The sequence below is a fragment of the Ectopseudomonas chengduensis genome, from assembly GCF_900102635.1.
GTDB lineage: Bacteria > Pseudomonadota > Gammaproteobacteria > Pseudomonadales > Pseudomonadaceae > Aquipseudomonas > Aquipseudomonas chengduensis.
This window is the reverse complement of record NZ_FMZQ01000008.1, coordinates 184496-208457: the sequence shown is the minus strand read 5'-3', so window position 1 is coordinate 208457 and position 23962 is coordinate 184496. Positions and strand designations below refer to the sequence as shown.

Here is a 23962-nt window from a genome sequence, read left to right as displayed (position 1 = left end):
CTTGTAGGGTTCAGAGCAGGCTCAGCGCGTTGCTGCTGAGGCCTCGCAGTTCGTGGGTGATGCTGTGCTGGTGCTCCAGGCGGGCGGGGTCGCGCCAGGCGGCACCGGGGTGATCGGATGGCAGGCGCGGGCCCTGGCCGAACAGCTTGTGGCGCAGGGCACCGTCTGCGTAGGCGGTCTTGTAGCGGCCACGGCGTTGCAGCTCGGGGATCACCAGATCGATGAAGTCGGCGTAACTTTCCGGAGTGACGATGCGCGTGAGGTTGAAGCCGTCCAGGCCGGTGGCGTCGATCCAGGTGATCAGTTGTTCGGCCACTTGCTCCGGTGAGCCGACCACCAGCGGGTAGCGACCGCCGAGGGCGTGCTGCTCGAGCAGGCGACGCTTGGTCCAGCCGCTGAAGGTCTTGACCACCGACTCGATGGCGTTGGTCTTGTGCGGCTGGATCGGCTCGTCCAGGCCGAAGGCGGCCAGGTCGATGCCGGTGGAACTGGAAAAATGCGCGATGCCGGCTTCCGGGCTGGCGTAGCGCAGGTATTCGGCGTGCTTGTCGCGGGCCTCGGCCTCGCTCGGCGCGACGATCACGGCGATGCCCATGAACACCTTGATGGCCCCGGCCGCGCGACCGGCCGCCACGGCGCTGGCACGCACCTTGTCGACCTGGGCGTGCACCGCCGCATGGTCGTTGCCGCTGATGAACACGCACTCGGCATGCTCGCCGGCAAAACGCAGGCCGCGTGGCGACGAGCCGGCCTGGAACAATAGCGGCGTGCGCTGCGGCGACGGCTGGCTGAGGTGATAGCCCTCGACCTGATAGAACTCGCCGTGGTGACGCACCTTGTGCACCTTGCCGGGCTGGGCGTAGACGCGGCGTTCGCGGTCGGCCAGAACCGCATCATCCTGCCAACTGCCTTCGAGCAGCTTGTAGAGCACTTGCAGGTACTCGTCTGCCTGGTCGTAGCGGCGGTCGTGCTCGACCTGCCGAGGGCGGCCCATGGCTTTGGCCGCGCTGTCCAGGTAGCCGGTGACGATGTTCCAGCCCACTCGACCTCCAGTGAGATGGTCGAGGGTCGAAAGGCGTCGGGCGAAAGTGTAGGGCGCCTCGTAGCTGAGGTTGGCGGTCACGCCGAAACCCAGGTTCCGGGTCACCCCGGCCATGGCCGAGACCAGTAGTAGAGGGTCGTTGACCGGCAGCTGGATGGCCTCCTGCAGGGGCAGGTCGATGCCGTTCTGATAGACGTCGTAGACGCCGAGGATATCGGCGATGAACAGCCCGTCGAACAGGCCGCGTTCGAGCAACTGGGCCAGGTCCGTCCAGTAGCTCAGTTGGTTGAAATCCGTCGAGCGGTCGCGCGGGTGCGTCCACAGCCCGTGATGGATATGTCCGACGCAGTTCATGTTGAAGGCGTTGAGGAGGATTTCCCGGGCCATCAGATGGTCCCCCGGCGTGGCGGCAGGCGCTCGTTGAGCACGTAGTCGCCGATGGCGTGGTACTTCCAGCGCACCGGGTCGTGCAGGGTGTGGGTGCGCGCGTTGCGCCAGTGGCGGTCGAGGCCGAATTCGGCCAGGGTGGCGCGGCTGCCGGACAGCTCCAGCAGCTTGCTGGCAATCAGCAGCGAGACTTCAGTGCTGATGGCGCGGGCTTCGGCCACGGCGATCGAGGCGGCGGCGACGCTGTGTTCATCTGGCGCAGTCTGGGCGCGGTCGACGAATTCGCCAGCGCGCTCCAGCAGCGCTTCGCTGGCGTGCAGGCGGATCACCAGGCGACCGATTTCCTGCTGGGTCAGTGGATCGTCGCTGGCCTTGTCGATGCCGGCGTCGATCCATGGGCGCGACTTGTGACGGACGAACTGCAGCAGGTCTTCGTAGGCGGCGCGGGCGATGCCCGTGTCGATGGCCGCATGCAGCAACTGGGCGAAAGGGCCGACGGTGGTCGGACGGTCGAAGGCGCTCTGAAACGGCACCACGTCGTCGGCGTCCACCGGCACATTGTCGAGCAGCACCGAGCCACTGCCGGTGGTGCGCTGGCCGAAGCCGCTCCAGTCATCGATCACTTGCAGGCCTGCCGCCTGACGCGGGATGAAGGCCAGTTGGCCGCGGCCCTCATCATCCACAGCGAGGGTGGGAATACGCTGCGCATAGAGCGCGCCGGTGGCGTAGAACTTGCGCCCGTTGACGCGATAGTGCTCGCCATCGCGGCTCAACCGCGTGTTGCGATCCAGCGCAGTCTTGGTGCCGAGTTCGGCCAGGGCATTGCCGTAGCGTCGTCCGGCCAGCACTTCGCCGTAGAGGCGGCGTTGCTGGGCTTCGCTGCCGTTGATGCGCAGCACTTCCAGGGTATAGAAGTGGTTTTGCGGAATCTGCCCGAGCGAGGCATCGGCCTGGGCAATACGGGCGATGACCTTGGCCAGTGTGACACTGGATACACCCGCGCCGCCAAAGGCCTTGGGTACGCTGATGGCCCACAGGCCGGAGTGGCTGAACAGTTCCAGCTCGCTGTGTGGCAGGCGCCGTTCACGGTCGCGTTCGGCGCTGCCAGGGCTCAGTACCTGGGCCAGGGCTTCGGCCACGCCGAGGGCTTCGGCGTCGCTGCGAATCAGCGCCACCGTATTCGTCAGAGGTGCGTTCATGGCTCAGATCCAGGAATGGCGGGCAGGGTGACGTTGGTTCAGGTGCCAGGCGCCGACGGCGTGGTACTTCCAGCGCACCGGGTCGTGCAGGGTGTGGGTGCGCGCGTTGCGCCAGTAGCGGTCGAGACCGAACTCGGCCAGGGTGGCGCGGCTGCCGGCCAGTTCCAGCAGCTTCTCGCTGGCCTGGAGGCTGATTTCGGTTGTGAGCGCTTTGGCTTCGGCCACCGCAATGGAGGCGCGGGCGGCAGCGTCGGCATCGATGGCGCTTGCAGCGACCTCATCGAGCACGCGCCCGGCCCTGTGCAGCAGCGCTTCGGCGGCGTGCAGTTCAACCTGCAGGCGGCCGACATCGGCGATCACGTAGGGGTCGTCACCAGCACGCTCGACCTTGGCGTCGATCCACGGGCGAGCCTTATGCCGCACGAAATCCAGCGTGTCGCGCAGCGCGCCGTCGGCTATACCCAGATCGATGGCGGCCTGGATCAACTGAGAGAAAGCGCCCTGGATGCTCGGTTTGTCGGCCAGCGGCCAGAGCGGGATCAGGTTGTTCTCGTCGACTTCCACCTCGTTGAGCAGCACGGTGCCGCTGGCAGTGGTGCGTTGGCCGAAGCCGGACCAGTCGTTGACGATGCGCAATCCGGCGCGCCCGCGCTGGATGAAGGCCAGCCAGGGGCGGCCCTGTTCGTCCAGCGCCTTGCTGGCGATCCAGTGGGCGAAGAGGGCGCCGGTGGAGTAGAACTTCTCGCCGCTGAATAGCCAGCGACCGTCACGTTTCACCAGGCGTGCCTGGATATCCAGGGTGTGTTTGCTGCCCCGTTCGGGGCCGCCGTTGCCGATGCGCCAGCCGGCCAGCACGCTGGCGAACAGGCGCTGCTGTTGCTCAATGTTGGCGCCGGCTTGCAACAGGCCGAGGAGGCCGAACTGATTTTGTGGGATCTGGCCCAGGGCCGGGTCGACCGCGGAGATGATGCGGAACACTTCGGCGATGGTCACGTAGGACAGCTGCGGGCCGCCGAAGGTGCGCGGCACGGCGATGCTGCCGAGGCCACTGGCGGTGAAACGCTCCACCAGTTCCCAAGGCAGGCGGCGTTCACGGTCGCGCTGGATGACTTCTGTCTGCGCCGCTTCTGCCAGGGCCTGTGCGGCCTGCAGGGCTTCGGCGTCGGTGCTGAGAATGGCGGCAGGATGTAGCGCAGGGGCGACGTCCTGGTCGCTGTCCTCAAGGGTAATCGGACTGGTCATGCAAACCTCATCTTGTGGATGTGCGCGCAACGGCACCGAGATGAGGGCGCAACGGAGCGGCGGGAATATCGAGGCTCCGGTGGTCCGGTTGTTTATACCTTATTGGTTTTAAATATTAAAAATAAATACGATTTTAGAATATGAATGTGTCGGAAAGTTAGGTGATAAATGCCCGATGCGTGGATGGTCCGGCCTGAACCTTTCAGATCATTGATGGGTGGTATGCCCGGGCCGCTTGGCGAATAATCTGCGCCTCGTCGTACCCAGCCAGCAGAGATCGTCATGAGCGCTACGCTACCGCCCCTCGTTCTGTCCATTCAGTCGCATGTCGCCTGGGGCCATGTCGGCAATGCTGCTGCGGTGTTTCCGTTGCAGCGGTTGGGCTTCGAGGTGCTGCCGATTCACACCGTACAGTTCTCCAACCACACCGGTTACGGCCAGTTTCGCGGCCAGGTGTTCGGTGCCGAGCATGTACGCGAGGTGCTGTTGGGGCTGCGTGAGCGTGGGGTGCTGCCGCGCCTGGCGGCGGTGCTGTCCGGTTACCTGGGCGATGCCGATACCGGGCGGGTAATCCTTGAAGCGGTGGGCGAGATTCGTCAGCACAACCCGTCACTGCGTTACCTGTGCGATCCGGTGATGGGCGACGTCGGGCGCGGCGTGTTCGTCAACCCGGCGATTCCCGATTTCCTCCGTGATCAGGCGATTCCCTTCGCCAATATCATCACGCCCAACCAGTTCGAGTTCGAACTGCTCACGGGCTCTAAACCGGCCAATTTGCAGGAGGCGGTGAAAGTCGCCCGGCAGTTGCGTGGTCGAGGCCCTGACGTGGTGATCGTCACCAGCCTGTCGACGCCGGATATCCCTGAAAGCGAATTGGGCACGCTGGCGGTGAACGGCGAGGGCGCCTGGCTGGTGAGCACCCCGCGCCTGGCGCTGCATCCATTGCCCAATGGCATGGGCGATGTGTTCTCGGCCACGTTGTTGGGCCGGTTGCTGGCCGGGCAGGCGTTGCCACAGGCTCTGGAGCTGGCTACCGCAACGCTCTACGCCTTGGTCGAGCAGACTGCGGACGGCGCGCGCGACCTGCCGCTGGTCGCCGCGCAGGAGCAGATCGTGGCGCCGGGCAAGCGCTTCGTCGCACAAACCCTGGCCTGAACCACGTTCGTCGGAATGACGGTGATTTCAATGTGATATCGCCTTATTCTTTTGCCTGCGGTCCACATTCTGATGTCGTGACCGTTTCTACGGATGGATTTTGACCTTCACCGCAGCAGGCCATCCTTACCGTAGACCGTCATCATGTCGTTTCACCGATTTCTTGCCTTGTTCGTGGCCTCCGCGTTGTGCGCCACTGCCAACCTTTCTCTTGCTGAGCAGATCAGCGGGCAGTTGCAGATCAGTCTGACCATTCTCAAACGCTGTGAAGTCTCTGCGCGCAGCGACGATTTCGCCGTACAGCTGACGGGGCATGGGTGCGAGCATGCCGCTTACCAGGTCCGTGATGGCAACGAGCGCACCTTGCCGGTGGTGCGCGAGGCCGAGGCTGGGACCATTCCCTTCCACGCCCTCGAGAATGCCGGCTCGACGCTGGTGATCTACTGGTAAGGCTTCAGTAGTTGATGATCAGCAACACGTTGTCGGTATAGACGCCCACCGGCGCGTTAGCTTGCCCGGGGTCGAGAATCGCCTGGTAGTTGAAGCTCTGTGAGTTGCCCGTGCCGCTGGCCGTCAGCGGTGAGGCGGCGTTCCAGATCAGGCTGCTGCCGCTGTAGTAGAGGTTGTAGCGAATGAACTGGCTACCATTAGTCAGGCGTCGCCAGGGCGCCTGGTAGTTCTGCCCGTTGTCGAAACTCAGCGTGTAGCCCTCGGTGTTGGTGCAGGTCACGGCGAAGGTGCGTTGCTGCGCGCTGAACTGGCTGATCAGGGCGTTGGCGCCAAAGTCCACGTTGGGCAAGGTATCGACGCGGCAGGCTTTGCTGACCACCAGGGTGACGGTCAGTGTGGCGAGTGACCCTGTGCCCCAGTTGGTGGGGGCACCGCAGATCACGACACAGCTTTGCGTCAACCCGGGGCTGCGGTTCCAGGCGCAGATATTGAGCGCGCCGACTGTGCAGATCGCCCAGTCCCAGCGCAGGGTGATGGTGGCGGTGTAGGTGCCGGCTGGCACGTTGGGGCCGGGGTTGGTGCGGAAATACAGGCCGATGGCGGTGGAGTTGCCACCGAGGGCGAGCAGGTTGATTGCACCGAGCTGTTGCGGCTGGCCGGCTACTAGCGCCTGGTTGTAGCCGGCGTCCTGAAACACCTGAAAAGGAATCTGATTGCCCTGGCCGTCCTGCAAGGCCAGGGTGCCGGGGTTTTGCAGCGTGACCCGAACGTATGCACCCGCCAGTACCTGAAGTAACCCCGGACAGGCCAGGCCGGCGCCGGCTGCTGCTTGCTGCTGCGTGGTGCGCAGACTCAGAGAGTTGGTATTGCCCAGATTGACCGAGCCACCTGCATAGGTGCTGCAGGCATAGGTCGGCATGCTCACCAAGGTGCCGCACAGCAGGAGTGCGTAAATCAGCCGGCGGATCATGGCTGACCGTCCTCCTGCAAGCAGGTGATGGGGCCGACCACGGCCATTTCCACGGCGCTGTCGTCCAGCGAGAAGTGGCTGCTGCAACGGCTACCATCGGCCAGAAGTACCTCCAGTTGGTTGTCCTTCGCCAGCCCTTCGAAATACAGCTGGCCGTCCCAGCCGATATAGGTGCGTCGACCGCTGGGACGATGCAGCACCTGGCTGCCGCGGGGCAGTGGTTGTCCCAGGCCGTCGACCAACTGGATGCTGGCTGACAGGCTCATCACCATGGGGAAGGCGAGCAACGCACCGCTGCCCTGGTGCACGGCGATGCGCTTCTGGGATTCCGACAGTTGCAGGTTGCTCGGTAGATTCAGCAGGTCGACTTCGTACTGGCCGGGGTAGTAGGACGGCACCCAGGGCACCAGCAGATAACCCGCCGAGTCGGTGCGGCCCAGCAGCTGATGTTCGTAGCGCACGGGCACATCTGAATAGCCCTCGGTGCTGACCAGCACGAAGGCGTCATCGATCCGGTTGCTGGCGAATACCTGGCTCTGCATGGCAACCAGCGAGCCGCTGACGCCGCCCCATCGGGTGGTGATGCCGTCGTTCTGGTAGACACCTGCCTGCACCTGGGCATGCTGGGTGCGCCAGGTCAGGTCGGCCTGGCGGTATTCATTGTCGCCGTCGGCATAACCAAGGTTCCAGCCCAGACCACCGTCGCTGGGTGGGTTGCGGCTGTAATTGGCGCGCGCGCGCTGGTTGCCGTTGCTGTCTCGCTCCACGCCTGTGGTCAGGGTGGAGTACAGGTCGAACGGGATGACCAGCTGTGCCTGGATGGCGTGCGAGGCGTCGTCCAGTTGACGGTTGAGGGAGAGAAAGAAGCTGGCGCTGCCCCACAGGCTGCGTGACCAGGACAGGTTGAGCAGACGTGTGCGCTGCCCACTGTGCTCTTCGCTGGCGAAGTAGCCGATGCCGAATGAGCCGAGCCCCTCCGGGCTGAAACTGAAGGTCAGTTGGTCGAGGATCTTGCTCAGCGGGCCGCCGGCCAGGTCGTTGTCCAGTGCATGCGCGACGCTTAGGTCGGCATAGTCCGAGGTGCGTTGGATGCGCTGCGCGGTGATACCGAAGCGACGCGCATAGTAGCTGTAGCCAAGGCTGTACTGTTGGCCGTTGCCGATACCGCTGCTCTGGCTTACGGAGCTGGTCAGGGTGCCCATCAGGCCAAGTCCGACGGTAGCGCCGACACCAGCCTGGCGCAGGCCTGCGCCGACTTCGGCATGGCTTTCCAGGGTGAGGCTGTCGGTCAGGCCATAGCGCAGGCTGCCGCTGCTCACCAGGCTGCCGTAGGAAAAGTCGTCCACGCCATAGTTGCGGCGCAGCTTGCCCAGCGACAGGGAGAAGTCCGAAAGCCCCTGTCGCAGCAGGGTATCGGTCACATAAAAGGGTACGGTGGTGGAGACCTGGCGCCCCAGCACATCCGTGGTCACCAGTGTCGCGGTGCCGGCGCCGCTGATGTAAGGCACGGTGTTGAGGGTGAAGGGGCCGGGGCGCAGCTCCTGTTGGCCGAGGCGGGCGTCGTCGATGAACAGATCCACGGTGCTGGGCACCGCAGCATCGCCATCGAACCGCGGTAATGGGTAAGTGATCAGATCCGGGCGCAGCGAGAAATTGCGCGAAATCTGCAGCCCGCCAAGGCGGACCGCGCTGTTCCAGGTCAGTGCGCCGGTGATCAGGTCGCCGCCAGTGAGGCTGAGCATGCGTTGTTGATCGTTGAAGCGCCAGGTGCTGTCGTAGCGGGTATAGCCATCGCGATAGCCCGGCCCGGAGAAACTGTGGCGATAGACGCCCGTGTTGGAAATCATGCCGAAGCCGTCGAACACCCGCTGTTCCAGCCAGGTGTTGGCGTAGTGGCCGGCATTCTCGGTGTGGTTGTAGTAGAGGTCATAGTTGAACAGCACACCGAACGCGCTCTGTGCCTGCATCGGCTCGCTCAGGCTGCTGGGGCCGAAACGCTGGTGCGGTAGCCATTCGCTGGGCAGGGTGAGTAGCAGGCGCTGGCTGTCCTGCTGATATTCGCTGCGCAGGGCATCGATCCGATCCAGGGCGATCCAGGCTGTCGTCTCCGAGGGCAGGCGCACGCCCGCCGCGAGCAGATCGTCGCGTTGGGCGAATAAACGGCCCTGATGTTCTCTCACTTCCACCACCTTGCCGCTGGACAGCTCATTGACGATCAACTCCAGGTAGAGCAACTGCGCCTCGGCGAACTGCTGTGCGTCATCGCCATGGGCTGACGGGACTGACAGCAAGGTAGCCAGTAGCAGCAGTACCAGCGATCTACTCAGCGGCCAGCGGCTGCTTGTGTCGACTTTCGTTGATGCGTGCCTGCACCTGGCCACTGCGCACGCCTGCCGGCAGAGGCCAGCGCATCTGCGCACCAGGTAGTACATAACCGAGAAGGCCTTCGGCCAGTGGCTGTTTGCCGCTGTCTCGCGATAGATCGACCTGGGACAGCCTGGCCGGGGCGGGGCCGAGGTTGCGCAGGTAAAGGAAGGCGCCGTTGCTACCGTCAACGACGCGGTAGCGCAGCTCGGGAGCCAGTGGCTGGCCCTGGCCTGGCGCTTCTCGCGCACCGTCATCCAGATAGGCCCCAGGCCCGACCACGAACAAGGGAACCGAGTAACGCATCTGGAATTGCACGCCCAATTGGGACGGCCGCGGTTGTGGCGGTAGCACCTCGTCGACCAGCACACGGTAGGTGCGCAGCGTGCCGGCGCTCGGCGGCTCCAGGTTGACCAGCCTGACCAGTTGCCGCTTGCCCGGTTGCAGCGTTGCCATCGGCGGGCTGCCCACTACCTGCTTCTGCGGCGTCAGGCGATCTTCGAATTCCTCCTGCTCCCAGGCCAGTACGCGTACTTGTAAATCCACCGCTTCCTGCCCGCGATTTTCCAGCCACAGCGCGGCTGATTTCTGGCGATCGGCTTCGATCAGTGGGTTGATCGGCCAGATCAGAATGGAGCTGGCGGCCTGTGTGGCCAGACTCGCCAGCGCTGTGGTCAGCGTCAGGCAGCAGGCGAAGAGGGTGCGTGTCCTCATGGCTCAATAACTCACGGTCACGGTGATGGTGTCGGTGTAGATGCCGGCCGAAGGTAGCGGGCTGACACTGAACAGGCGGGCGTAGACCGTGTAGGTCTGGGTGGCGCCGCCCACGGGAAAATTGATGCTCATGCGCGTGCCACCGTTGCTGCCATCGCCCCAGATGATGCTGCGCGCAGCGTCCTGGTAGAGCTGGTAGCGCAGGCGTTCCGCGCCACGCGCTAGGTAGCGCCCACCGCCCACGTTGCCGGTATTGAGCCCGGCATTGAGCGACAGCGTGACGGCCGTACCGGGTGAGCACTGCAGCACGATGGAGCCGTTGTCCGTTGTGCTGGCCGCATCCAGGTTGCTGGGCAGGGTGCTGATCTGGCCGAATGAGATGCTGCCGAACGAGGTGGCGTCGCTGCCCCCGGCACCGAGCAGGCAACCCGGTACGATTTCCGCGCGCAACTGGAAGCTCTGGCTGACGATCTGGTCGTTGATGCCCGTGTCGCCACGAGCAGGCAAGGCGTGCATGACCAGTACGGTCAGGCAGAGAAGGTGAGTGACCGCGAGTGAATGGGCCCGGCACGGCATCACCAACTCACCGTGACGGTCAGGGTATCGCTGTAGCTTCCCGGGGGCGGAACATTCTGTGCTGGCACCCGGGCGTAGATCGCAAGCCACTGATCCTGGCCATTGCCAACGGCGCTGACCCCCGTGCTGTTGTCCCAGACGGTGGTGTAGTCCGCGCCGGTATACAGGTTGTAGCTGAGTACGGCGGAGCCGGGACCGACCATCTGCCGATTGCTGGTGGTGCCGCTGTGGCCGGCATTGATCAGCACGCGATAGGGGATATTCTGCTGGCAATTGACGCGCAGGGCGCCTGCGTCCGGTTGACCGACCTGGGTTATCAGGTTGTCGAGTCTGAGGTGGGTGCCGAAATCCAGGGTCCCGAAGCTGACGCCCGAACCACTGCTGCTACCTGCCTGACAGGCCGGTAACACCTCGACATTCAGGCCGATGGTGGCGGTCTTGTCGACCGCCGGCAGGACTGCCGGGGCCATCAAAAGCAGGGAGGCGATCAGGCAGCGCATGGCGATTCTTCCCGGAAAGGTTCGAGATCCTCTTGCTTTGACTGTGCGGTACTTACCAGGCGATGGTGACTTGCACGGTGTCCGTGTAGGTGCCTGGGCTTGGGGTGTCCTGCGAGGGCACGCGGCCGTAGACGATCACTTCTTCGTTGGCACCGGTGCCAGTGCCGGAAAGCACTGTGCCTGTGGCGCCACCGTCGCCCCAGGGTTCGGTACGGCCGCTGTCCTGATAGAGGTTGTACGCGACGTACTCACCGGCATTGATCATGCGCCTTTGGCTGCCGGAAGCGTTCTGCCCGGCGTTCAGTGCAACGCTGTAGTCGGTTCCCAGGCTGCATTGCAAGCCAAACGAGCTGCCCCCGGCGCTGCCGAAGGAGCGGCCATCGATCAGGTTGGCGAGGTCGTTGTAGTCACCGAAGGACAGTGAGCCGAAGGTGTTGCTGGAGCCGCTGGCCGTACCGTTGGTTACCGTGCAACCGGTGCCGATGGTGATCTGAACGTTGAGTTGACCTTGCAGCTCACCGGCTGAGAACGCCGGTGCAGCGAAGAGCGAAAGTGCCAGGGTGGCGGTTCTCGTGATGGGCTTCATCGGTCGAGTCCCTTCGAAATGGAGTTGTTTGGACCATAGTCCAGACCTCCTTCATGCTCAAAAAATACGCGTTCTCGGTTTGCAGGTCAGAGGGCACATATAACTGATTGATTGGTCAACAAAAACTCTGCTCGCGTAAGAGATGGCGACACATCTCACTAGCCAATTACCTACATGTTTTTCAGACGAAGATTGCAAGATGATTTCGGGATCAGAGCCTGCTCACCCCCGCAATCACCGGCGTGCCGCTCATTGGATCGCGCAGCAGCGTGCAGCGTACGCCGTACAGGCGCTCGACCAGCGCCGAGGTGACGATCTCGTCGGGGCGGCCGCTGGCGACGATCCGGCCCTGATGCATGGCGATCAGGTGGTCGGCGTAGCGACAGGCGCTGGAGAGATCGTGCACCACCATGACGATGGTCTTGCCGGCGGCGGCCAGTTGGCGGATCAGCTCGAACACTTCGATCTGATGGCCCAGGTCCAGTGCCGAGGTGGGTTCGTCGAGCAGCAGCAGAGGCGTGGCCTGGGCGATGGCCATGGCGATCCAGGCGCGCTGGCGCTGGCCGCCGGACATCGACTCCAGCGGTCGATCGGCCAGTTCGACCAGATCGGCGGCTACCAATGCCGCGTCGACGATGGCCTGGTCTTCCTCGCTCCATTGGCGCAGCAGGCTCTGGTGCGGTTGGCGGCCGAAGCGGATCAGTTCGCTGACCGTCAGGCCATCGGGAGCTGAGGCGTCCTGGGGCAGCAGGGCGAGCCGGCGCGCCACTTCACGCGACGGCAGGCTGCCGATGGCCTTGCCGTCGAGCAGTACGCTGCCGGAGATGGGCTTGTGCAGGCGAGCAAGACCGGCCAGTAGGGTGGATTTGCCGCAGCCGTTGGGGCCGACGATGGCGCTGACCTGGCCACTGGGAATCAGCAGGTCGAGGTCTTCGATGATGCGGGTCTGGGCGTAGCCCATGCTCAGATCGCGGGCTTCGAGGTGCACGTCGGACTGGCGCGCGTCGCCGAGCAGTGAGGAAAGCAGGGTCATGTCGAACTCCGTGGGGCCTGACGCAGCAGAATCCACAGCAGGTAGGGGCCGCCGACCACGGCGGCGATGATGCCAACCGGGATTTCGATGGGCGCCAGCAGGGTACGGCCGAGCCAGTCGGCGAGAATCATCATCAGCGCGCCGGACAGCGCTGCATTGAGCAGCGGCACGCCGTGTCGGTTGCCCAGGTGACGGGCCATTTCCGGCGCCGCCAGGGCGATCAGGCCGACCGGGCCGACCACGGCAACGGCCAACGCCGTGAGCCAGACGCACAGCGCCAGGGTGAGCAGGCGCATGCGTTGCAGACGTACACCAAGGCCGATGGCGACGTTGTCGGAAAAGCGCATCAGGCTCAGGGCATTGACCAGCAACTTGGCCAGCGGCAGGCCCACGGCCAGGCCGATGCCGAGCAGCAGCACCGAGTCGGCCGGGCGTGCATTAAGGCTGCCGACCGTCCAGGGGTAGGCGGCGTTGGCGGCGTCCATGTCGCTGCGTGCCAGCATCAGGTTGGTCAGCGCCCCGAACAACGCGCCGATGGCAATGCCAACGACGATGAAGCGATAGCCACGTGCGCCACCGCCAGCGGCCAGGGCAAAGGTCAATACCGCTGCGGTGGCGGCGCCGCTCAGCGCCAGGGCCGACGGCGCCAGGCTGGTGGGCACGGCGACGATGGAGGCGACGGCGAAGGCGGTTGCGCCGTTGTCGATACCGATCACCCCTGGCGTGGCCAGGCGATTGCGCGCCAGGGTCTGCAGCAGGCAGCCGGAAGCGCCAAGGGCGGCGCCGCTGAGCAGGCCGGCGATCAGCCGGGGCATGCGCAGCTCCTGAATCAGGAACACCTGCAACGCCTCGCCCTGACCGAAGGCGGCCTGCAGGGCTTTCCAGGGCGTCAGGGTGTCGTCGCCTGCCGCCAGTATCCAGGTGGCGACAGCGACCAGCAGCAGGCTGAGGAGCAATGCGACGACCATGCTGCGCCGGTGCAGCAGCAGGCTGCAGTCACCCAGGCGCAGCAGGTGATGTCCGGCCGGGGCGAGTAGGGGGCGTGAGGAAGAAATGTTCATGTCACAGGGTCGGCAGGCGCTGGTTGCGCACCACGGCAATCAGGATCGGCGCGCCGACGAAGGCGGTCACCACGCCCACCGGCAGTTCGTAGGGGCGTACCAGCAGGCGCGAGATGACGTCGGCCAGTAGCAGGACGCAGGGGCCGAGCAGCATGCTCAGGCCCAGGGTGCGGCGGATATCGGAGCCCACCAGGCGGCGAGCGATATAGGGCACGATCAGGCCGATAAAGGCGATGGGGCCGGCGGCAGCCGTAGCGGTGCCGACCAGTATCGCCACGGCCAGCAGGGTGCCCAGGCGCGTCAGTTGCGGATGATGACCAAGGCCGCTGGCGACGCGTTCGCCCAGCGCCAGGGCGGCCAGCGGACGCACCACCAGCAGCGCCACCAATAGTCCGCCGATCAGTCCGGGCAGGCTCCAGTCGAGCGTGTCCAGCGGACGGCCCGCCAGGGCGCCGATGACCCAGAAGCGCATTTCATCGGCGGTGCGCTGATCCCATAACAGCAGCAGGCTGCTGAACGCGCCGAGCATGCCGGAGAAAGCAGCGCCGGCCAGCACCAGTCGCACAGGGTCATCACCGACGCCGCGCATGCGCGTGACCAGCAGCACCAGCACGCAACCCACCAGCGCACCCAGCATGGCGACGCCCATGTGCAGGCTTGCAGCCGAGGCGCCCAGGTTGATCGCCAGCACCACGGCGAACGAGGCGCCGGCGCTGACCCCGAGCAGTCCGGGTTCAGCCAGCGGATTGCGCGTCACCGCTTGCAGCAGTACACCGGCCGCGCCTAGGGCGAGGCCGACCAACAGGGCCAGTTCGGTACGCACCCAGCGCAATTCGAAGACAATGAAGCGGGCATCGTCATCGCTGCCCCCGAGCAGGGCTTGCAGGCTGGGCAGGAGGCCGATGTCACCCGCGCCCAACAGCAGGCTGGCGACGCACAAAAGCATCAGGCACAGCGCTGCGCCGGCCAATGCCTTGGGAACGGAAAGGCGTGACGCGAGCATCAGTCGAGCAGGGCCTTCTCCACGTCATCGAGTACCTGCTGAGCCGCCAGGTAGCCGGAGCTGCTGCTCCAGATCTGGCCGTCGACGGTTACCACATGACCGTCGGCGACGGCTGGCAGGCGGGTGAAGGCAGGCTGCTTGCGCGCGTCTTCCAGGGCCTTGCGACCATCTGGATTGAGCGTGGCGAGGAAGATCCAGTCGGCATTGATGCGTGACAGGTTCTCCAGGCTCAGTACGTCGCTGTGTGGTTTCTGCGCCTGGGCTGCGGCCAGTTCGTTGGCACGCAGGCCGAGGTCTTTCAGCAGTTGGCCAACGAACAGGTGGCTGGACATGATCACCGGCCCCTGCGGGTTCCAGCGCACTACGCTGACTGCCTGGCCCTGCGGCAGACGCTGGCGCAGTTCGGCGCTGCGTTTCTCGATCTCGGCAAGGCGTTGCTGGCCTTCTTCCTGTTTGCCGAGGGCCTGGGCATAGGTCATGTAGGTCTCGCGCCAGTCCTGGAAGGAATTGCCGGCGGGTACCACGGTGGGCGCCATCAGGCTCAGTTTGGCGTACAGGTCGCGTGACAGATCGCTGGAGGCCAGTACCAGGTCCGGCTGCAGGCGCAGGATGGCTTCCAGGTTGGGTTCACGCACGCTGCCCACCAGGGTGATCTTGCCTGCCGTGGTCTTGAGATAGTCCGGCACGTCGTCGCCGCCGCGACTGGCCAGGGTACCGACCGGTTGCACGCCGAGCGACAGCGCCGCATCCAGGGCGCTGTCGCCCAGTGCCACCACGCGCTGCACAGTGCCGCTGATTGTCACTGGACCGTAGGCGCTGTCCAGCGTGCGTTCGCTGGCATGCAGGGGCAGGGCGAGCAGCAGCGACGTGGTAATCGCCGCCGCTGTGCGTTGCAGGTGAGAGCGGATAGACATGCTGGACTCCGGGGCGAAACGAGCAGCAGCAAGCGCTGCTCCAGACAGGATCGAAAGCAAGCTATCTTTTACTAGGTGAGTTAATGAAAATCCATCGCATTTACGAAGTGTTTACAGGCTGTAGGCGCTGAATGAGGCGGCGGTGCCCGAGCCTTTTCATGAGGCTCGGGCCTGCTGCTGTGCTCAGTGCTTCAGCTTGGCCAGCCAAGCGCCGAGCATGATGGTGCCCGCTTGTTCGAGGGCGCTGGCATTACGCTTGGCGTCGTGACGCAGGGTGACGGGATCGATGCCCGAGTTGGCCAGTTCGCTGGCATGGCCCAGCAGCCAATGCTCGAAGAGGTCGCCGCGCACTTCCGGGTGAAATTGCAGGCCCAGCACGTTTTGCCCGCGAGCGAAGGCCTGTTGGCGGCATAGCGGGGTCGAGGCGAGCAGGGTGCAGCCTTCCGGCAGGTCGAAGGTGTCGCCATGCCAATGCAGTACGGCGATATCGCGCAGGGCGGCAAGTGGCTGATAGTCGGGGGCTGCCAGTTCCAGGGTCGACCAGCCGATTTCCTTGGCTGGCCCTGGATAGACGCTGGAGCCCAGTGCTGCTGCCATCAGCTGCGCACCGAGGCAGATGCCCAGCGTCGGCTTATCGGCTGCCAAGCGTACGCGCAGCAGTTCCAGTTCAGTGGAGACGAGCGGGTAGCGGTCGTGGTCATAGACGCCGATAGGGCCGCCAAGCACCACCAGCAGGTCGGCTGCGAGCGGGTCGAGTTGGCTGAGGTCACGTTCCGCGGCGTCGATGTACTCGATCTGGTAGCCGGCAGTACGCAGCGGTGCCTCGAAGCTGCCGAGATCCTCGAAACCGACGTGGCGGATGGCTTGCAGGGTAAGTTGGGTCATGCGCAATGTCCGTCAATAAAGCAGGGGGGAGCGCCCCCTGGCCTGGAGAATATGTTCGAAGTCCTTCAGCGCGGCGGCAGCGGTGGCGAGGGGTTCAGCGCCGCCGCCGATGGCGATCGTCTCGCCCATGGCGTCGCTGCTGATGCGGATGGCCTTGTTCTTCCCGTTCACCTGAGCGAAGGGATCGGACAGCGGGTAGGTCTTGATCCCGACGCTGGCGCGGATCGCGCCGTTCACGTAGCTGAGGCTGCCGACCAGACGGGGAACCAGGCCCTGTGCTTGCCAGGCTTCGATACGCTGCGCGGTGATCGAATGGATGCCATCGACCTCGACGTCAGCCATTGTCAGCTCGGCGCCAAGGCCGAAGTTGGCCAGCAGCAGGAGTTTGCAGGCGGTGTCCCAGCCTTCGGTGTCGTTGCGCGTATTCGCCTCGGCGAAGCCGCCGGCCTGCGCCTCACGTAGCGCCGCATCGAAGCCAAGCCCCTGGGTGCGCATGGCGTCGAGCAGGTAGTTGGTGGTGGCGTTGAGAATGCCCTCGACGCTGAGCACCTTGCAGCCGGCCAGGCTGTGCTCGAGCAGGTCGAGCGTGGGCAGGGCGGCCGCGGCTGCACCGCTGAGCTTCAGCTGCGCCCCGGAGGCGCGCGCCAGTTCGCGCAGGCGCGGCCCGCTGTGCACCAGCGCGCCCTTGGAGATGACGATGCAGTCCCGCCCGGCGGAAAGTGCCGCACACAAGTAGTCCAGGCCTGGCCCGCCGCTGCGAAAATCGCTGGGGCCGGCCTCGATCAGCACCTCGGCACCGCTCGCTGCGACGAAGTCCGGGCCGGACAGCCCGGGCAGCAGGTCGTCCAGCTGGTTGGCCTGCAGGCCATTGGCATCGGCCAGGCCGGCGCGTGAGCCACATACGGCAACCAGTCGCACATCCACGCCATAGACCTGGCGATAGCGGTCGCGACGTTGCAGCAGCAGGTTGGCCGTGGTGCGGCCAACACCGCCGAAACCGGCAATTGCAACCTTGAGCGTTTGCATGGGGTGTTCCTTTCGCTGTCAGCGGGCGAACAGGTTGTTGATGTCGGCGAACGCCTTCATTTCGACGGCGTTGCCGCTCGGGTCCTTGAAGAACATCGTCGCCTGCTCGCCTGGCTCGCCCTTGAAGCGGATATAGGGCTTGATGATGAACTCGACACCGGCGGCGCTGAGTTTATCGGCAGCGACCTGCCAGTCGTGCATCGGCAGGACGACGCCGAAGTGGCGCACCGGCACGCCGTGGCCATCGACCGCGTTGGCCGGTACTGCGCCTGCTTCGTCAGGCGCCAGGTGGGCGACGATCTGGTGGCCGTAGAAATTGAAGTCGATCCACTCTGACGAGCTGCGACCTTCGCTGCAACCGAGCAGGTTGCCGTAGAAGTCGCGAGCGGCGGTCAGGTCGTCAACCGGAAAGGCCAGGTGGAACGGGCATAGTGCGGTCATCGGGGTTCCCTCGTTGGTGAGTGGAATCATCCTATTCGGCGACAAGCCTCTTAAAAAACTATATGTTCTGATCATGAGCAAAACAGAATCTTATCAATCGACATGATCATCGAACTGCGAACCCTTATCGCGGTGGCGCGCTATGGCACCTTCAGCGCCGCTGGTGAGCGTATCGGCCTGACCCAGGCGGCCGTCAGTGGCCATATGCGCCGCCTGGAAGAAAGCCTGGGTTTCGCCCTGTTCGATCGCACCGGTCGCTCGGCCACGCTGAATGCTGCAGGGCTGCGTACGTTGGCGCGTGCCGAGGCGCTGGTCGCTGGTTTCGATGCCTTGGGCGAGCCGACCCAGGACGAGGAATGGGCCAAACCGCTGGAGATCGGCGCGATCGCCTCGGTGCACGCGACCATCCTCACGCGCGCCCTGGTGCCGTTCCGCCAGCGCTTTGCCAACTGCCGGGTGAATCTGTCGCCAGGCGTTTCCCTGCAGTTGATGGATCGAGTCGAAGCGGGGGAGCTCGACCTGGCGATCCTCATTCGTCCGGCGTTCGAGCCGCCGCGGGAACTGGAGTGGGCGCCGCTGGCATGCGAGAACTACGTGCTGCTTGCCGCCAGCAACGTGGCTGGCGATGACTGGCTGTCGGTGATTCGCGAGCAGCCTTTTATCCGTTATAGCCGCTCCTCCTTCGGAGGTCGCCAAGTGGAGCGCTTTCTACGCGACCATTCTTTAACGCTGCAGGAGTGGATCGAGGTCGACGATATACAGGCGATGCTGTCGATGGTCGAGAGTGGCCTTGGCGTGGCCGTGGTGCCGTTGACGGAAACCATCCTGCCGCTGCCGGCCAGTGTTCGCGCAATCGCGCTCGGCCCGACGGCAATTCATCGCGAGATCGGCGCGCTGTATCCCAAGGCCAGTCGTTCGGCGGCCGTGGCGGGTTTTATCGAGTGTTTGCAGACCGCTGGCGTGGCTCGCTAGAGGGCTGATGCCTGCATTTTCATCTTTGCTTTGAAACTCCTAGCGGCTTTGCCAGCTTTTTTCGTGCACAGGCATGCTGCAGACTGGCGTCCACTTCGCGTCATCCATCGATCAGGAGAGTGTTCATGAGCCCCATTTCCTTCGCGCGTCAGCGTTACACCACCAAGGCTTACGATGCCAGCCGCCAGGTGGATCAGGCGATCATCGACGAGCTGCTGGAGTTGCTGCGCCTGTCGCCGTCTTCGGTCAACTCGCAGCCCTGGCACTTCGTCGTGGCGAGCACTGCAGAAGGCAAGGCGCGCCTGGCCAAGGGCGCTCAGGGCGGTTTCGCCTATAACCAGTCGAAGATCCTCAATGCCTCGCACGTGATCCTGATCTGCGCCCGTCGTGACCTCGATGATGCGTACCTGGCCGATGTGCTGCAGCAGGAGGCCGATGATGGCCGCTTCCGCGATGACGCGGCGCGCACCACCCAGCACAACACCCGCAGCAGCTACGTCGAACTGCACCGTGGCCTCGGCGATATCCCGCACTGGGCGGAGAAACAGGCTTATCTGGCGCTGGGCACCTTGCTCCTGGGCGCTGCGGCCAAGGGCGTGGACGCCACGCCGATGGAGGGCATCGACCGCGAGGCGCTGGATGAAGAGCTGGGGCTGGCCGCTCAGGGGCTGAGCAGCATGGTCGCGGTGGCGCTGGGGTATCACAGCGACGGCGATTTCAATGCCGCGCTGCCGAAGTCGCGTCTGCCAGCCGAGCGCGTCTTCACTCACCTCTAAGCCTTTCGGTCGCGCCCTCGTCTGCAGGGGCGCAACCGCTGCTCATTACGGCAGTTTGGCGATCACCTTGATCTCGAAGTCGAAGCCGGACAGCCAGGTCACGCCGATAGCGGTCACTGTCGGATAAGGGGCTTCGCCCCAATAGTCGGCTACCACCTCCCAGATGGTCTCGAACTGCGCGTGCGGATCGACCATGAACACGGTGGTGTCAACCACGTCTTCGAAGCTGCAACCGGCCTCGGCGAGGATCGCATTGAGGTTGGCGAAGGCAAGGCGTACCTGCTCCTTCAGGTCGGGCTCGGGCGAGCCGTCCTTGCGACTGCCGACCTGGCCGGAAACGAACAGAAAGCCGTTGGAACGAATCGCCGGTGAATAGCGATGAAGTTCATACAGGTCATGGCGGTCGGCCGGGAAAACCACATCACGTTTGCTGGTCATTGTTGCCTCCATCTGGGCCACTACGGCCCGCTGTTAACGATGGAATCACTTTAAAAACACGGCGGGGCTGGATAAACGAGCAACTCTGGTCATGACTGTTTGTAGAATCCAAACAATCAATAGCCGAGAGAGACGTGAAATGGATCGTTTCGATGCGATGCAGGCCTTCGCCCGCGTGGTGGAAACCGGCAGTTTCACCAAGGCAGCCGCCACCCTGCACATGAGCAAGACCAGCGTGACCCAACTCGTGCAGCAACTGGAGGCGCGGCTGCGCGTGCGCCTGCTCAACCGCACCACGCGCAAGGTCAACGTCACCGCTGACGGGGCCGCCTACTACGAGCGCGTCGTGCGCTTGCTGGCAGATGTCGACGATGCCGAGACCAGCCTGTCCAGCGCATCGATGGCGCCGCGTGGCCGCCTGCGCGTGGACGTGCCCAGCCCCTTCGCGCGCATGCTGCTGATCCCGGCCTTGCCGGCTTTCTATGCGCGCTATCCGGAAATTCAGCTGACCATGGGCGTTAGTGATCGGCTCATCGACATCATCGGTGAGAACGTCGACTGCGTGGTGCGCGGCGGTGAGATCACCGATCAATCGCTGATCGCGCGCCATGTCGGCGATCTGCAGCTCGGCATCTACGCCACGCCGGGTTACCTGCAACGCGCCGGCACGCCGATGCATCCGCGCGAGCTGGAGGCGGCTGGCCATCACACGGTGGGTTTTCTCTGGTCGCGCACCGGCAAGGCCTTGCCCTATGCGATGCAGCGGGGTGAAGAACGCATCGAGGCCCATGGCCGCCCGCTGCTGACGGTCGACGATGGCAACGCCTATCTGGCTGCGGGCCTGGCGGGCCTGGGCATGCTCTGGCTGCCGCACTACATGGCCAAACCACACCTGGCCAGCGGGGAGCTGGTGCGTTTATTCGAGGACTGGCAGATGAAACCGATGCCGATGTACCTGGCCTTCCCGCCGAACCGCCATGTCAGTGCCAAGCTGCGGGTATTCATCGACTGGGTGGTAGCGCTGATGGCCGAGCATGCGCCAGTGTTGTCACGGCGCTGATGCTCGACTAACCGTCTTGCTCCGAATTCTGCTCGAGATGATCCGCCCATTTGCCGGCAAAGTGATAAAGCGGGATGAACGTCTCTGAGAGCTCGACCCCCAAGGCAGTCAGTGAGTAACCGTTGTCGCCCGATACGACGATGCCTGCTGCTCGTAGCTCGTTGATTCGGCTCTGCAGCACCGTTGGCGATATCTCCCCTGAAGCACTTCTCAAGGCCCTGGAGTTGAGCGCGCCATTGCGCAGCTCCCAAATAACCCGCAGCGCCCATTTCTGCCCGAGCAGGTCCAGCAGCGCCATGATCGGGCGGCGTCCATTGATAATCGATGAAGTCATGCTGGGCTTATCACCTCTGTTTATCGCTCTTGTTTGCTACAAAATATGTAGCAATACTGTTGCTACATATTCGATAGCGGAGAATACAGCATGAGCAGAATCTCGGCACTGAACGAACCCTATGCGGAGGAAATCCAGGCGTCCTTCGACAGGATCATGGGCGCAGGTGTACCGCCTCTGGTGCTATTCAGGACCCTGGCGAGCAGCAGGCGCGCATGGCAAAAGTTCACGGCGGGAGCCCTGTTGGACGGCAAGCTGCTGACGCTGCGTCAGCGCGAGCTGGTCATCGACAGATGCTGCGCACTGACTGGCTGTGAGTACGAATGGGGCGTTCATGTGACGGTCTTCGGCGAAGCGGCTGGCTTGAGCAGGGAGGAGGTGAGCGCTACGTTGGACAGGCCATTGCGTCCTGAAATGTGGTCTGTCGAAGAAGCTACTTTGCTGATCACCGTCGATGCGCTGCACGAGCGTGCAACGCTGAGCGATGAGGAGTTCGCCCGCATCCGGGAGTACTTCGATGATGAGCAGGTTCTGGAGATATTGATGCTGGCTGGTTTCTATCGAACGGTCGCCTACCTTGCCAACGGACTTGATCTACCGCTGGAGCAGGGGGTGGCGAGATTCAGTGAATACCTCCTTTGCAGCTAGCGTAGCTTGGCGCCAGTTGACGTTTCGCAGGGGGACTTGACCCGACGTTTATGCATTTGCTTGACCTTTGAGAATGATCGTTCTATCTTGCTGAGAACGATCATTCTCTATGGTTTGAACCATGCTCGAAGATGTCTCTCTACAGCAGCGCTTGCTGCAAGCCACCGAAAGCCTGGTCTATGCCGGTGGTATCAACGCCACTGGCATGGACGCCATCGTTAAGGCGTCGGGGGTGGCGCGTAAAAGCATTTACCGCCTCTATCCAACCAAGGAAATGCTGGTTGCCGCTGCGCTGCGCGCGCGTGATGAACGCTGGATGCAATGGTTCATCGCCGGCACTTCTGCGGGATCGCCGAGCGAGCGGCTGCTGGCCGTGTTCCCACTGCTGCGCAGCTGGTTCTGCGCACCTGACTTCCATGGCTGCGCCTTCATCAATGCGGCAGGGGAGGTCGGTGATCCCGACAGCGAGATCCGCGCCGTCGCGTTGCTGCACAAACAACGCCTGTTGGCCTACCTGAACGAGCTGACCACGGCTTGCGGCTTTGCCGATCCCGAGGCGATGGCCAGGCAGTTTCTCCTGCTGATCGATGGCGCAACGGCCGTCGCCATGGTCACCGGCCAGGCCGACGCGGCCGACAGTGCTGGTCGCACCGCGCAACTGCTCCTGCAAACCCTGTTGCCCAGTGATGGGCTAAATCCCCCGCAAGCCTGAGGTGCCGTCATGTCGTCAAATAATGAAGTTCGTCCGCCGCTGCCGCCGTTCACTCGCGAGAGCGCCATCGAGAAAGTGCGCCTGGCCGAGGATGGCTGGAACAGCCGTGATGCCGCCAGGGTAGCCCTGGCCTACAGCCTCGATACGCGTTGGCGCAACCGCGCCGAGTTCGCCAATGGCCGCGATCAGGCGCGTGCCTTCCTCGAGCGCAAGTGGGCCAAGGAGCTGGAGTACCGTCTGATCAAGGAGCTCTGGGCGTTCACCGACAACCGCATTGCCGTGCGCTATGCCTATGAATGGCGCGACGATTCGGGCAACTGGTTTCGCTCCTACGGCAACGAGAACTGGGAGTTCGGCGCCGACGGCCTGATGATCAATCGCTATGCCTGCATCAACGATCTGCCCATTCAGGAGTCCGAGCGCAAGTTTCGCTGGCCCCAGGGGCGTCGTCCTGACGATCATCCGGGGTTGTCCGAGCTGGGCCTCTGATCTGGGCTATGTGGGCACGGAGGTTGCTGCTTTAATGCGTCAATCACACCGTGCTCGAGAGCCCTGAATGAATCGCAACGACCTGCGCCGCGTCGACCTGAATCTGCTGGTGATCTTCGAAACCCTGATGTTCGAGAAGAACCTGACCCGTGCCGCCGAGAAGCTCTTTCTTGGCCAGCCGGCGGTCAGTGCGGCGCTGGCCCGGCTGCGTGATCTGTTTGACGATCCGTTGCTGGTGCGCAACGGCCGTGGTTTCGAACCGACGGCGCGAGCGCTGGCGATTCTCAAGGAGCTGCAGCCGGCCATGGATACCATCTCGGGCGCGGTCAGCCGTGCCCGAGAGTTCAACCCGGCCAGCAACCGCGACACCTTCCGCATCGGTCTGTCCGATGATGCCGAGTTCGGTCTGTTCCCGGCGTTGCTCAAGCAGATTCGCGAAGAGGCGCCGGAGGTGGTGATCGTGGTGCGCCGGGTCAACTTCCTGTTGATGTCAGCGATGTTGGCCTCGGGGGAAATTTCCGTTGGCGTCAGCTACACCACCGAGCTGCCGGCCAACGCCAAGCGGCGCAAGCTGCGCGAGATGAAGGTCAAGGTGCTGCGCGGTGACGACCGCCCTGGCGCGCTGACGCTGGACGAGTACTGTTCGCGTCCGCATGCGCTGGTGTCGTTTTCGGGAGATCTGTGCGGCAACATCGACAACGACCTGGCGCGCCTGGATCGCTCGCGTCGCGTGGTGCTGGCGGTGCCGCAGTTCAGTGGCTTGCGCTCGATCATCGCCGGTACGGAAATGCTCGCCACGGTACCGGATTTCGCCGCGGCAGCACTGATCGAAGGGACCCGCCTGCGTGCCGATGACCCGCCATTCGAGCTGGTCAATTCGGATCTGTCGATGGTCTGGAGTGGGGTGACCGACAACGATCCCGCCGAGCGCTGGCTGAGGAGCAAGATCATCGAGTTCATGGGCGAGCCAGGCGCCTGAGCAGGG

27 protein-coding genes are annotated in these 23962 nt (G+C 64.0%); 9 read left to right on the top strand and 18 right to left on the bottom strand.

Annotated features, from left to right (window positions below):
• Window positions 1–10 precede the first annotated feature (10 nt).
• The 3 genes from BLS08_RS14745 to BLS08_RS14735 are packed head-to-tail and all read right to left on the bottom strand — an operon-like array spanning window position 11 to window position 3870.
• Entirely contained in the window at window positions 11–1429 is a 1419-nt protein-coding gene (locus tag BLS08_RS14745) for an LLM class flavin-dependent oxidoreductase (protein ID WP_017676666.1), read from the bottom strand.
• Window positions 1429–2628 (bottom strand): SfnB family sulfur acquisition oxidoreductase, encoded by a 1200-nt coding sequence (locus BLS08_RS14740; RefSeq protein WP_017676667.1) that lies wholly within the window; start codon window positions 2626–2628, stop codon window positions 1429–1431. The genes BLS08_RS14745 and BLS08_RS14740 overlap by 1 nt, the downstream gene beginning before the upstream one ends.
• A 3-nt stretch (window positions 2629–2631) precedes the next feature.
• Window positions 2632–3870: an SfnB family sulfur acquisition oxidoreductase gene (locus BLS08_RS14735; protein ID WP_017676668.1), complete on the bottom strand. Its 1239-nt coding sequence runs from the start codon at window positions 3868–3870 to the stop codon at window positions 2632–2634.
• A 282-nt stretch (window positions 3871–4152) separates the two neighbouring features.
• Here BLS08_RS14735 and pdxY point away from each other — a divergent pair, with 282 nt between their 5' ends.
• Window positions 4153–5025, top strand: a complete 873-nt coding sequence (gene pdxY, locus BLS08_RS14730; RefSeq protein WP_017676669.1) for a pyridoxal kinase PdxY — start codon at window positions 4153–4155, stop codon at window positions 5023–5025.
• Between the two features lie 144 nt (window positions 5026–5169).
• Window positions 5170–5475: a hypothetical protein gene (locus tag BLS08_RS14725; protein ID WP_026088546.1), complete on the top strand. Its 306-nt coding sequence runs from the start codon at window positions 5170–5172 to the stop codon at window positions 5473–5475.
• Window positions 5476–5479: 4 nt separating this feature from the next.
• On the opposite strand, the gene BLS08_RS14720 is transcribed toward BLS08_RS14725, so the two are convergent.
• The 13 genes from BLS08_RS14720 to BLS08_RS14660 all read right to left on the bottom strand — a co-directional run bounded on the left by BLS08_RS14720 (window position 5480) and on the right by BLS08_RS14660 (window position 17548).
• A complete protein-coding gene (locus BLS08_RS14720; protein WP_017676671.1) occupies window positions 5480–6445 on the bottom strand; it encodes a Csu type fimbrial protein in 966 nt (321 codons plus the stop codon).
• Window positions 6442–8736: a fimbria/pilus outer membrane usher protein gene (locus tag BLS08_RS14715; RefSeq protein WP_017676672.1), complete on the bottom strand. Its 2295-nt coding sequence runs from the start codon at window positions 8734–8736 to the stop codon at window positions 6442–6444. Before BLS08_RS14715 ends, BLS08_RS14720 begins: the two co-directional genes overlap by 4 nt.
• 28 nt (window positions 8737–8764) lie before the next feature.
• The gene (locus tag BLS08_RS14710) at window positions 8765–9523 is read right to left on the bottom strand and encodes a fimbrial biogenesis chaperone (RefSeq protein WP_017676673.1); all 759 of its coding nucleotides are present in this window, start codon (window positions 9521–9523) and stop codon (window positions 8765–8767) included.
• Window positions 9524–9526: 3 nt separating this feature from the next.
• Entirely contained in the window at window positions 9527–10099 is a 573-nt protein-coding gene (locus BLS08_RS14705) for a Csu type fimbrial protein (protein ID WP_017676674.1), read from the bottom strand.
• Window positions 10099–10599, bottom strand: coding sequence for a Csu type fimbrial protein (locus tag BLS08_RS14700; protein ID WP_017676675.1), 501 nt, complete (start codon window positions 10597–10599; stop codon window positions 10099–10101). The genes BLS08_RS14705 and BLS08_RS14700 overlap by 1 nt, the downstream gene beginning before the upstream one ends.
• A gap of 52 nt (window positions 10600–10651) precedes the next feature.
• A complete protein-coding gene (locus tag BLS08_RS14695) occupies window positions 10652–11185 on the bottom strand; it encodes a Csu type fimbrial protein (protein ID WP_017676676.1) in 534 nt (177 codons plus the stop codon).
• Between the two features lie 211 nt (window positions 11186–11396).
• Window positions 11397–12218, bottom strand: coding sequence for an ABC transporter ATP-binding protein (locus BLS08_RS14690; protein ID WP_017676677.1), 822 nt, complete (start codon window positions 12216–12218; stop codon window positions 11397–11399).
• Window positions 12215–13279 (bottom strand): FecCD family ABC transporter permease, encoded by a 1065-nt coding sequence (locus BLS08_RS14685; RefSeq protein WP_017676678.1) that lies wholly within the window; start codon window positions 13277–13279, stop codon window positions 12215–12217. The genes BLS08_RS14690 and BLS08_RS14685 overlap by 4 nt, the downstream gene beginning before the upstream one ends.
• A gap of 1 nt (window position 13280) precedes the next feature.
• The gene (locus BLS08_RS14680; RefSeq protein ID WP_017676679.1) at window positions 13281–14282 is read right to left on the bottom strand and encodes a FecCD family ABC transporter permease; all 1002 of its coding nucleotides are present in this window, start codon (window positions 14280–14282) and stop codon (window positions 13281–13283) included.
• Window positions 14282–15196, bottom strand: a complete 915-nt coding sequence (locus BLS08_RS14675) for an ABC transporter substrate-binding protein (RefSeq protein WP_017676680.1) — start codon at window positions 15194–15196, stop codon at window positions 14282–14284. Before BLS08_RS14675 ends, BLS08_RS14680 begins: the two co-directional genes overlap by 1 nt.
• Before the next feature lie 183 nt (window positions 15197–15379).
• Window positions 15380–16081, bottom strand: a complete 702-nt coding sequence (locus BLS08_RS14670; RefSeq protein WP_017676681.1) for a glutamine amidotransferase — start codon at window positions 16079–16081, stop codon at window positions 15380–15382.
• A 12-nt stretch (window positions 16082–16093) separates the two neighbouring features.
• Window positions 16094–17107 carry a homoserine dehydrogenase gene (locus tag BLS08_RS14665; RefSeq protein WP_017676682.1) on the bottom strand — a complete coding sequence of 338 codons (1014 nt, stop codon included), beginning with the start codon at window positions 17105–17107 and terminating at the stop codon, window positions 16094–16096.
• A gap of 18 nt (window positions 17108–17125) precedes the next feature.
• Window positions 17126–17548: a VOC family protein gene (locus BLS08_RS14660; protein ID WP_017676683.1), complete on the bottom strand. Its 423-nt coding sequence runs from the start codon at window positions 17546–17548 to the stop codon at window positions 17126–17128.
• 102 nt (window positions 17549–17650) lie between these two features.
• Between BLS08_RS14660 and BLS08_RS14655 the strand changes: the two genes are divergently transcribed.
• The gene (locus BLS08_RS14655) at window positions 17651–18520 is read left to right on the top strand and encodes a LysR family transcriptional regulator (RefSeq protein ID WP_017676684.1); all 870 of its coding nucleotides are present in this window, start codon (window positions 17651–17653) and stop codon (window positions 18518–18520) included.
• Between the two features lie 125 nt (window positions 18521–18645).
• Window positions 18646–19296, top strand: coding sequence for an oxygen-insensitive NAD(P)H nitroreductase (gene nfsB, locus BLS08_RS14650; protein WP_017676685.1), 651 nt, complete (start codon window positions 18646–18648; stop codon window positions 19294–19296).
• Between the two features lie 45 nt (window positions 19297–19341).
• Here nfsB and BLS08_RS14645 read toward each other — a convergent pair whose 3' ends face one another.
• Window positions 19342–19734 (bottom strand): RidA family protein, encoded by a 393-nt coding sequence (locus BLS08_RS14645; protein WP_017676686.1) that lies wholly within the window; start codon window positions 19732–19734, stop codon window positions 19342–19344.
• Between the two features lie 139 nt (window positions 19735–19873).
• On the opposite strand from BLS08_RS14645, the gene BLS08_RS14640 reads away from it, so the two are divergent.
• Entirely contained in the window at window positions 19874–20794 is a 921-nt protein-coding gene (locus BLS08_RS14640; RefSeq protein WP_017676687.1) for a LysR family transcriptional regulator, read from the top strand.
• A gap of 7 nt (window positions 20795–20801) precedes the next feature.
• Here the strand turns inward: BLS08_RS14640 and BLS08_RS14635 are convergent, their stop codons facing one another.
• Entirely contained in the window at window positions 20802–21128 is a 327-nt protein-coding gene (locus tag BLS08_RS14635) for a winged helix-turn-helix transcriptional regulator (RefSeq protein ID WP_026088548.1), read from the bottom strand.
• Between the two features lie 90 nt (window positions 21129–21218).
• Between BLS08_RS14635 and BLS08_RS14630 the strand changes: the two genes are divergently transcribed.
• The 4 genes from BLS08_RS14630 (at window position 21219) to BLS08_RS14615 (ending at window position 23956) form a co-directional block, all read left to right on the top strand.
• A complete protein-coding gene (locus BLS08_RS14630) occupies window positions 21219–21776 on the top strand; it encodes a carboxymuconolactone decarboxylase family protein (RefSeq protein ID WP_017676689.1) in 558 nt (185 codons plus the stop codon).
• A 121-nt stretch (window positions 21777–21897) separates the two neighbouring features.
• Window positions 21898–22488 (top strand): TetR/AcrR family transcriptional regulator, encoded by a 591-nt coding sequence (locus BLS08_RS14625; RefSeq protein ID WP_017676690.1) that lies wholly within the window; start codon window positions 21898–21900, stop codon window positions 22486–22488.
• Between the two features lie 9 nt (window positions 22489–22497).
• A complete protein-coding gene (locus BLS08_RS14620; RefSeq protein WP_017676691.1) occupies window positions 22498–22977 on the top strand; it encodes a nuclear transport factor 2 family protein in 480 nt (159 codons plus the stop codon).
• A gap of 67 nt (window positions 22978–23044) precedes the next feature.
• Window positions 23045–23956, top strand: a complete 912-nt coding sequence (locus BLS08_RS14615) for a LysR family transcriptional regulator (protein WP_017676692.1) — start codon at window positions 23045–23047, stop codon at window positions 23954–23956.
• Window positions 23957–23962 lie beyond the last annotated feature (6 nt).